The organism is Thiolapillus sp., assembly GCF_048562965.1.
Classification (GTDB): domain Bacteria; phylum Pseudomonadota; class Gammaproteobacteria; order Chromatiales; family Chromatiaceae; genus Thiolapillus; species Thiolapillus brandeum_A.
Map to the genome: position 1 here is coordinate 1 of NZ_JBHNMF010000095.1, position 9,119 is coordinate 9,119.

General features: G+C 47.0%; 7 protein-coding genes. 3 read left to right on the top strand and 4 right to left on the bottom strand.

Features of this window, described 5'->3' with window-relative positions:
* Positions 1 to 286: aminotransferase class V-fold PLP-dependent enzyme (locus tag ACOCD2_RS07215; protein WP_419625667.1), on the bottom strand; the 286-nt coding region annotated here is incomplete at its 3' end.
* 15 nt (positions 287 to 301) lie between these two features.
* On the opposite strand from ACOCD2_RS07215, the gene ACOCD2_RS07220 reads away from it, so the two are divergent.
* Genes ACOCD2_RS07220 through ACOCD2_RS07230 form a run of 3 tightly spaced genes read left to right on the top strand, consistent with a single transcriptional unit; the run spans position 302 to position 5,487 of the window.
* Positions 302 to 1,252, top strand: coding sequence for a DUF4007 family protein (locus ACOCD2_RS07220; RefSeq protein WP_293652547.1), 951 nt, complete (start codon positions 302 to 304; stop codon positions 1,250 to 1,252).
* A complete protein-coding gene (locus ACOCD2_RS07225; RefSeq protein WP_419625657.1) occupies positions 1,252 to 4,647 on the top strand; it encodes an ATP-binding protein in 3,396 nt (1,131 codons plus the stop codon). Before ACOCD2_RS07220 ends, ACOCD2_RS07225 begins: the two co-directional genes overlap by 1 nt.
* Positions 4,648 to 4,650: 3 nt before the next feature.
* Positions 4,651 to 5,487 carry a phosphoadenosine phosphosulfate reductase family protein gene (locus ACOCD2_RS07230; protein WP_419625659.1) on the top strand — a complete coding sequence of 279 codons (837 nt, stop codon included), beginning with the start codon at positions 4,651 to 4,653 and terminating at the stop codon, positions 5,485 to 5,487.
* 15 nt (positions 5,488 to 5,502) lie between these two features.
* Here the strand turns inward: ACOCD2_RS07230 and ACOCD2_RS07235 are convergent, their stop codons facing one another.
* The 3 genes from ACOCD2_RS07235 to ACOCD2_RS07245 all read right to left on the bottom strand — a co-directional run.
* Complete coding sequence (locus ACOCD2_RS07235; protein ID WP_419625661.1) at positions 5,503 to 6,381, bottom strand: serine/threonine protein kinase; 879 nt, start codon at positions 6,379 to 6,381, stop codon at positions 5,503 to 5,505.
* Positions 6,353 to 7,657 carry a DUF262 domain-containing protein gene (locus tag ACOCD2_RS07240; RefSeq protein WP_419625663.1) on the bottom strand — a complete coding sequence of 435 codons (1,305 nt, stop codon included), beginning with the start codon at positions 7,655 to 7,657 and terminating at the stop codon, positions 6,353 to 6,355. The genes ACOCD2_RS07235 and ACOCD2_RS07240 overlap by 29 nt, the downstream gene beginning before the upstream one ends.
* 21 nt (positions 7,658 to 7,678) lie before the next feature.
* Positions 7,679 to 9,119: FtsK/SpoIIIE domain-containing protein (locus ACOCD2_RS07245; protein ID WP_419625665.1), on the bottom strand; the 1,441-nt coding region annotated here is incomplete at its 5' end.

The following is a 9,119-nucleotide window of genomic DNA, read 5'->3' on the forward strand; positions in this document are numbered from 1 at the left end:
CGACAGATGCGGCAGATTTCCAGCCAAGGGCATGATCTGAAGCGTGCGGATTGGCGAAGGATTCGGTGAAATATGGCTGCATTTTGTGCAAAACTTCGTCAGCAACGGGTGTTGTTGCTTGGTAATCAAAATACAGTACCTTTGAATATTCCATATAAATCAGTATGCTACGGGTTTTTCTGCTAATTATTAGCCTCTTAAAGGTTTCCACCGACTTCTGGTGGTGCCTTCCAGATTGAGATTGACCATACCACATCTCTATATTAAAGTCTCCTGGATGGTTCATCCAGGAGAAACTAACATGGCGCACGGGCCACTCTACCAACAAGACTACAAACCTCAATTTTCAGGCCATGAGACCTTTCCATTACGGTACGGATGGCTAAAGAAGTGCTATGACCGCGTGTCTGCAACCGAGCAGGAGCCGGACAATAAGTCCCTGTGTTGGGGAGGTGATGCCATTGCGCGCTTTGGTGTGGGTAAGAATATGGTGTCATCTATGCGTCATTGGGCCACTGTCGCGGGCATTATTGAGGAGCCGTCAGGTACTCATCAGGTTAAGACCACGCCGCTCGGTCAACTGTTATTCGGAGTTAACGGCGTTGATCCTTTTCTGGAATACCCAAATTCGTTATGGCTGATTCATTGGAAATTGGCAACTGAATGGAAAAAAAAGACGACGTGGTATTGGGCGTTTAGTTATTACTCGGCGGTAACCTTTGAACGGGACAAATTTATCAAGCGTTTACAGCGCGATTGGCCCAATGCCGCTCAAACGACGGTGAAAAATGATGTGGCTTGTTTTGTCCGCACATATGCCGCCCAACCCTCTTCCGCAAAAGCCGGACGAGATGATTCTCTCGAATGTCCTCTTACCGAACTCGGGTTGATCAAACCCGTGTCAAAACGTGATGGATTCAGGTTTGTTCGTGGTCAAAAGACCACATTAGGTGATGGCACGTTCGTCTATGCCTTGATTGAATTTTGGAAAGAGTTCTCGCCTGCATCTTCAACACTTTCGTTTGAAGCTATTGCGCATAAGCCGGGCTCGCCGGGGCGTGTCTTTTTGCTCGATGAAAATGATGTTGCCGATAGGCTATCCCATATAGATAGCGTGACAAATAATGCACTGCGATGGTCAGAGACCGCAGGACTCAAGCAGGTCGTACGCAGCCCAGAGTTCGATTTTTACAGTGCGCTAGATTTTGTTCAAAAGGACTTTGAATGTTCAAATGAAAGGGAGGTGGCATAGTGGCTTTAGTTGATCAGGTTATGATAGCCCGGCGTTTTCAGAAATCCATTCGCATTGATACGGATTTGGGCGACAAAAACGCTCTTGATGGATTCATCTGTCCGCAATCTTCCGCCGACATTCTTATGTCGATGGTCCGGCATGTCTCGGAAACCGGGCAAGGTGCTTTTACGTGGACTGGTCCTTACGGAAGCGGCAAGTCTAGTTTGGCAATTGCGCTAAGTGCTTTGCTCAATGGCAATCAGGAGTTACAGAAAGAGGCGGTAAAAGTCTTTGGACGTAAGCTCACCAATGCCATTTGGAAGGCTCTGCCGACGGGGTCGAAAGGTTGGCGTATTCTGCCCGTTGTGGGCCGCAGAGAGAACCCCGTCGAGGTTTTGGGAGAAGCCCTAATAGAAAGAGGATATGTAACCCGCCGTCCCAAAGGTGGTTGGACCGAAGAGCATGTCGTCAACGGCTTGATGGATGTTGCGACGAGCAAGCCTAAGGCGCACGGCGGCTTAATCCTGTTTGTAGATGAGATGGGGAAGTTTCTTGAATCGGCTGCGCAGGATGGTTCGGATGTTTATATTTTTCAGCAACTTGCAGAGGCTGCCTCCCGAAGCAATGGCCGTTTTTTGTTTGTTGGTGTTTTGCATCAAACTTTTGACGAATACGCACATCGTCTTTCACACGAGCTTCGTGATGAATGGGCGAAAATTCAGGGACGCTTTGTTGACTTGCCTGTCAACACAATCGGTGAAGAACAGATAGAGCTGATATCTCGCGCGATTGAGTACAATAAGGCTGCTCCTCGCTCTAATAATCAACCCAAAGCCGTTGCCAAGATAGCTCGAAAGAGCCGTAGTCAGGATGCCGACCGTCTAGCGGAGATGCTGAAAAATTGTTGGCCACTGCATCCAGTCGTTGCATGTCTGCTCGGACCGATTTCTCGTCGCCGATTTGGTCAAAACCAGCGCAGCATTTTTGGCTTTCTGAATTCGGCTGAACCGCATGGCTTTCAGGATTACTTGTACTCGGCGGATGAGGAAGACCTCTATACACCATCGAAACTTTGGGATTACTTGCGTACCAATCTGGAACCCTCCATTCTCGCTTCACCGGATGGTCACCGTTGGGCCATGGCCGCTGAAGCGCTAGAAAGATGTGATGGCATGAAAGGCGATGACTTTTTAGTCGATCTTCTAAAAACGATAGCCGTTATTGATCTTTTTAAGGAGAGGTCTGGCCTCGTAGCAAATTTTGATCTTTTAAAGACCTGTTATCCTGATGTTTGCGAAAAAGAACTCAAGAGCGCTTTGAATACGCTTAACAAAGCATCTTTGACAATATTTAAGAAGTTTCAGGATGCACACGCCATTTTTGCTGGCAGCGACTTCAATATTGATCAAGCAGTAGGCGTGGCGCTAGACGAAATTGATGAGCTTGATTTTGAAGCACTTACATCATTGACAGGGTTGCAGCCCATTTTGGCTAAACGTCACTACCATGAAACCGGTGCTATGCGGTGGTTTGATGTGAATATCACGCCAGCAAAAGATGTTATGGATGTGGCGACTCGCTTTAAGTCCAAGAATGGTGTCATTGGCAAATTCCTTCTTGTAGTGCCAACCGAGGGTGAAGAGGAAGAGCACGTTAAAGCACTTTGCCGGGATGCAGCCAAGTTGAATGACGAATGGGACATCGTAGCAGGCTATTCGCCACAGGCATGGTCGGTTGTGATGCTGGCACGAGAACTACTGGCGCTTGATAAGGTTAGCATTGACCACCCTGAACTAGCCGGTGATTGGGTTGCACGGAGAGAGGTTGCTGCAAGGCTTACAGATTTACAGGCACAGTTGGAGACTGAACTAACAAAGTCCCTCGATAAGGCTGAATGGTACCACAAACGTTATTCTACAAAACACTATCGTCAGTCCGATTTGAATAGCCTTGCCTCCGACCTTGCAGAAAGACGTTATGATCAATGTCCTAAACTCCACAATGAGCTTCTAAACAGGCAAAAGCCCTCCAGTAGCGCTATTGCAGGGCAAAACGCTCTTTTGAGGCACATGATTACAAGAGAGGGTGAACCACGTTTGGGTATTGACGGTTATCCGGCTAAAGGCGGTCTTTACGCCTCATTGCTGGAAGCCACAGGACTGTACTCAGAAACAAAAGACGGCTGGCGCTTTGTTGCTCCCGCCAACAATGAGGCTGATACACACAGGCTCTTTCCTGCCTGGAATGCAGCCATTCAGCATATAAAGAAAAATAAAAAGCGCTCAGTTGCCGTTTCAGAACTCTATGATCTTTGGGCGGATCAACCGTACGGGATCAAAGATGGATTGATGCCGGTTTTGTCAGTCGCGTTTATTCTCACTCAGAGGGAAAATCTTGCCATTTATCGGGAGGGTATTTTTCGTGCGCGGTTTGATGATGTCGATGTTGAATGTATGGCCAAAGATGCCAAGACGATCCAACTGCGCTGGATGGACCTGAATAAGATTTCACGTCGCATGCTTTCCGATATGGCCGACGTTGTACGGGACCTTGATGAGAAAAACGAACTGAAACACCTTCAGCCGATTGATGTAGCCCGTGGTCTCGTGGCGATCTATGAAAAACTGCCGAACTGGACGAAACGGACAATGCGTCTGTCGGCAAGAGCTATTCAAGTACGTGATATTTTCAAGCGTGCGCGTGATCCGAACAAGTTCTTGTTTGACGATATTCCTGCATTGATTAACTCCAAAGAGACTGAGATATCCAACAAAGAAGATATTCGTAATATCGTCTCGATAGTGAAGGAAGGGCTGCAAGAATTGGTGCAGGCATATCCTCTTATGCTTCATCAGCAAAGGGATATGCTTCTTGCCGAGTTACAGGTTCCAAACCTTTCACGTCAGTCTCTCTTAGAGCTTCATGAGCGGGCTGAGAATGTTAAAGAACTTGCCGGAGATTTCCGTTTAGATGCTTTTGTCGGGCGTCTGGCTCAATTTGAGGGAGATGACGAAGGCTTCGAAGGCATTGCAAGTCTTGCAGCAAACAAGCCACCTAGAGACTGGGTAGATCCAGATATGGATCGAGCATCTATAGAGCTTGCGGATATGGCGCAAAAGTTCCTCAGAGCTGAAACATTTACACGGATCAAGGGACGTCCGGAAAAACGCCAGGCGATGGCGGTTTTGGTTGGGATGGAAGGTAGACCAGTCCCGCTGCTGGAAGAGTTCGACGTGATTGATTCTGATCGGGGTGCAATCAACGATCTTGTTGACCAGGTTTCGAAAACGCTCGAGGCCGTGGATACCAATAGCCAAAGCATTATTCTTGCAGCATTGGCGGAGTTGAGCGCACGATATATGCAGGCTCCTGAAGTAGAGACACGGAAAACAGGAAACGGAAAGGTCGCATAGGATATGTCTGGAAATGAGATGCACGTTCTGGGATTATCCGGCGGTCGAGATAGTGCAGCACTTGCTGTTTACATGCGCCAGCACCACCCGGACATTGAAATTGAATATTTCTTTACAGACACAGGTAAAGAACTTCCCGAAGTATACGAGTACCTTGGCAGGCTAGAAGGGTTCTTGGGTCAGCGTATTCGCAAGCTGAATCCCGATAGAGACTTTGATTTCTGGTTAAAACAGTACAACGACTTTTTGCCTTCGGCGCAGACAAGATGGTGTACACGGCAGTTAAAGCTGAGACCATTTGAGCAATGGGTTCTGCCTTTACTTGAAGAAGGCAAAAAAATATACAGCTATGTTGCAATTCGTGGCGATGAAGAATATCGGGAAGGCTACTCTTCGAAAGATAAAAATCTAATTATTAAGTTACCCTTCAAAGAAGCAGGGATAGATAAGGCTGGCGTGCTGGATATTTTGGAAGGAGCCGGTCTTGGGCTTCCACATTACTATTCTTGGCGAACACGCAGTGGCTGTACTTTCTGCTTCTTTCAGCAAAAAATTGAATGGGTGAGACTGATGGAGCGCCATCCCGAGGCGTTTGAAGAAGCTAAAGCATATGAGAAAAACGCCGTTGATCATGGCTCTCCGTTCACCTGGAGTCAGGGCGAATCTTTGGATGAGCTGTCTAGGCCGGAACGTGTCCATCAAATCAAGGAAGATCATGAGCAGCGTCTAGCCAGGCAAAAAAGCAAGTCTCAACCGAACCCGTTACGGTCGGATAGTGAGCCTTTAGATATTGATGATTTATACGGTAAAGCTAAGATGTGCCTTGCTTGTCACAAGTAGCGACCTGTCTTTCTTTTAAGTTCTAAGCGCGTCCTCTAGGCTAGAGAAAAACTCACTGCCGTTTTGAGGACGTTTTTGGAGATCATGAAGCAGTGAGCGATGTAATAGCTCGAACAACTTTTGGGGTCCCGTCCAATCTTCTTCTACAACTATCCCGCTAGGGTGCCGACCAGTTACAACATACCAAAATATGGAGGCTAATTGAAAAACATCGGATGCAGCGTTTATCGTATCCCCACAGCCGAGGCGTCGATTATGTGCTTCGGGCGATAACCAAAATTTGGGCCCGATATTCCTTCCTTCTGGAGTCAAATCCTCCGCACCTGGATTGACAAAAGTGCAAAGACCATAATCACTTAACAGCCAGCGGTTGCCTACAACAAGAATGTTCTCTGGCTTGATGTCACGGTGTACAGCTTCAGCATTGTTGTGCAAAGAGGCTAGTGCACCTGCAAGGCCTCTAAATTGACCAGCGTACTGCTCATACGCAAGTGGACCTTGCTCTCGTATCTTTTCTTGTAGGTTGCAGTCTGCCAACTCCATCACTACAAAAGGGAGTGTGGCATTCCGAGAAGTACGTTTGTGCTTTACGACTACACGCCCCGTTCCGTAGTACTTTGTTATATGATCACTACTCATGGTCTTGAGTAATTTAACCTCCCGGAGGAATCTCTTTGCACTACTCCTGCTAGTATTCATCAGAAACTTTATGGCATATTCTTCACCTGTTATTCTATGCCTGCCCTTGAAGACAGAGGCATTTCCTCCTCGGCCTATCCACTCTTCTAGCTCGTACTGCTGACCTTCATCAGTCCGAATCGGCGTATCCAGAATGAAAAAGTTCCCTTTGCGTAATTTTTCTAAATCAAAATAGAGTTGGCTGGTCATCGTCATCCTTAGGGCGCTCCATTACCAACCATTCGTCTTGATCTCTTGCACAAGAAGAATGAAGCCACTCTGCATTTGAGAATTGTTTTTCTAGAATTGAACGATGCCAACCTAATAAATTTTCGTGTGTTTCGAATGTGATTTCCCTTTCGCAAATCGGGCAGAAGATCTCAGAAGGAGGGCACATACCAGATAGGTCTTCTCTCTTAAATTCGTCCATTAGTCTGTATAGCATCTCGGAACTACTGGCAGTATGTGAACCTACATAAGTTCCTCGGAGAACTGAATGTAGGAAGTTTTTTCTCCATGTCCGACTAGATGCAGAGTTGGCTTGAGATACGCACTTAATAGCATACTCACTACAGATATCAATCTCTGACTCGGGCCGAATGGTGTAGTCCAGAATACGGAGGTCTTCCCTCAAGGGGGCCAAATTCTTTCCTTGGAGGCCATTACCAGATGAAATAAATTCGTTTATCACGAGAAAAAGTGAGTAGAAATCAGATTTCTGACGAAATCGTGTCTTTGAAATATTAAAAGTATCATCAAATATTAAAGAAATTTCCTGTAAGACTTCTTCAAACCTAGTAGCTGTCTCTGCTCTGTGTGATTCTTCCCAGTTCGCGTATCTTATATAGAAGTCATCTAAGGTCTCTTTCTTATCTTGGACACCCTCAATCATTCCAGCTAGTAATTCCGAGACATATTCAACATCGGCATAACGTCTCCTATTTGCCGCTGTGAATATCCGTGCGTTATCAAAGAATTCAGTTACAGCTAAATTTTCAGAAATATTCAAGAAATCGCCCGGGAAATCTGCTCGACGTAGTTCTTGTTTTGTGAGAGGCACTGTGTACTTATTTACTCGTGCATAAACTTGTCGAACTTCTTCATCAGATGGGTTGATGGCCTCATTAAAATCGATCTGATAGCTTAAAAATCTATCCTTTGTTTCTCTACTAAGTTCTGAAAATTTCTTCCCTTTTTCTTCGCCGTTAAATGGGTCATCTAAAGTAAAGCAATCTCTAAGGAAGTCGAGAATGGCTGAGATTCTCTGCTGTCCATCGATCACTACTCGATAGGTTCGATCATCTATGATAGTGTTGGCCAAAAAGATCTTCGGCATCGGCACATCGCGTAAGATTGTATCCATTAACATGATGCGTGCTGGTGAGGACCAAACCCCACGTCTTTGGAAGTCAGGTCGCAATTCGAGACGACCTGCCTCGCTCCAATCCCGTATATCAGAGATTGGATGGGGACTTGAATTCCAGTGAACCATAGCGACTTTTCCTATAAATTATTAACACCTAGCTAGTTTTATTAGATTGGCTAACTCAGATATTTCTTCTTCAGAGGCAAACGGCACCTGAGCCAAAATAACTCTTCCTTCCCCCGACAGTTTTGCTGCCAGGTGGCCGCGTCCAAGTAGTCTCTCAGCGCCGGACTCATCAAGAACCAGCATGGAGTTTTTCTTATCGGCAACCTTCAGCACCAGTCTGTTTGTTAAATTGGCGCGGAGCTGCATCGGCAGGGCATCCTTATCCGGTCGTTGCGTTATCAGCACAAGGTTTATACCAGCTGCCCGTGCCTTAACGCCCAAGCGGCTTGCATTCAAATCAACGGCATCTCTGTACTCGTTAATCATCATCCAGTCCGCTAATTCGTCATGGAACAACCAGATTCGTGGAAGCTGCTCGGATGGCGGGACTTTGCGATTGTAGTTGTCGAGCTTGGTGACACCGGCTTCCGCAAGAAGACGGTTTCTTCTTTCCATTTCACCCACCAATTCTTCGAGAGCATGAATGGCTTCATCCTGCTCGGTGATGAGGTCACCATCAAGATGTGGCATATTTCGCAGCCAGGGAAAATCAATCCCAGCCTTGGGATCAATCATACGGATGCGCGCTTTTTCCGGAGAGTTGGTTGCGCATATGTCCAATAGTAAAGACTGTACCAGTACACCTTTACCACTCCCTGTTTCCCCGGCTATCAGAGTGTGAGGGCCGTGTGGCTGATGCCCACCGAATTCGTTGCCGACATTCAGGTATAGAATTTCACCGTCAGCCTCTTTCGCGCCCAGCAGCAAACTCGTATTCAACTCCGGTGCTGTTGAGGGAAGTTGCCTTCTTCTCCAGAGATCCTGTAACCGCAAGATTGCTCGGTGCGGTCGTTTGACCATGATGATAATTTCCATTGGAGCAGCAAGGACATTGATGACATCAACAGCATGGGAGGTGAGTAGTTCTTGCCGTTTTTTCTCCACCTTGGGTACGGTCAGATCGTCTGAGCCCCTAAACCGTACAAGGGCTGCATTTGGGGTGAGTCTTGCACCAATCAGCTCAGCGGTCATTTCATAGCCCCGCAATGCTCTTTGTAGGGCTTTGACCGTATTATCCAGCCAAGCTTTCGTGTCTTCGTCGTCTTCCTCGGAAGCAGCCCCGTTATTGACCCATTCAGCAAGCTGCCGTGACGGCCACATATCCAGCAATTCCTTTGGAACCTCGGGATTGGCTTCTTCTATTTCATGGCCGTGATGAGATGATGTGTTACTTCCCGTTGGGGCGGGGGCACTCGTAACCGGTTCGGCTAGGGTTGTCGGTTCTTGTTTAGCGCCACGTTCTATAGATTCTGATTCTGGGGGCTGGTTTTGTGCGAAAGAGGATGTGTTCGTTTCCGTATTCGCGGTTTCCTCTTGAGTTTTTGAAGCGGCTCCCGTTGAAACAAGCGCATCATTCCAAGTG

Bases quoted from the DNA above. Each gene is read 5' to 3' on its own strand.
- ACOCD2_RS07230 (WP_419625659.1), top strand. From the start codon at position 4,651: ATGTCTGGAAATGAGATGCACGTTCTGGGATTATCCGGCGGTCGAGAT.
- ACOCD2_RS07235 (WP_419625661.1), bottom strand. From the start codon at position 6,381: ATGACGATGACCAGCCAACTCTATTTTGATTTAGAAAAATTACGCAAA.
- ACOCD2_RS07240 (WP_419625663.1), bottom strand. From the start codon at position 7,657: ATGGTTCACTGGAATTCAAGTCCCCATCCAATCTCTGATATACGGGAT.
- ACOCD2_RS07220 (WP_293652547.1), top strand. From the start codon at position 302: ATGGCGCACGGGCCACTCTACCAACAAGACTACAAACCTCAATTTTCA.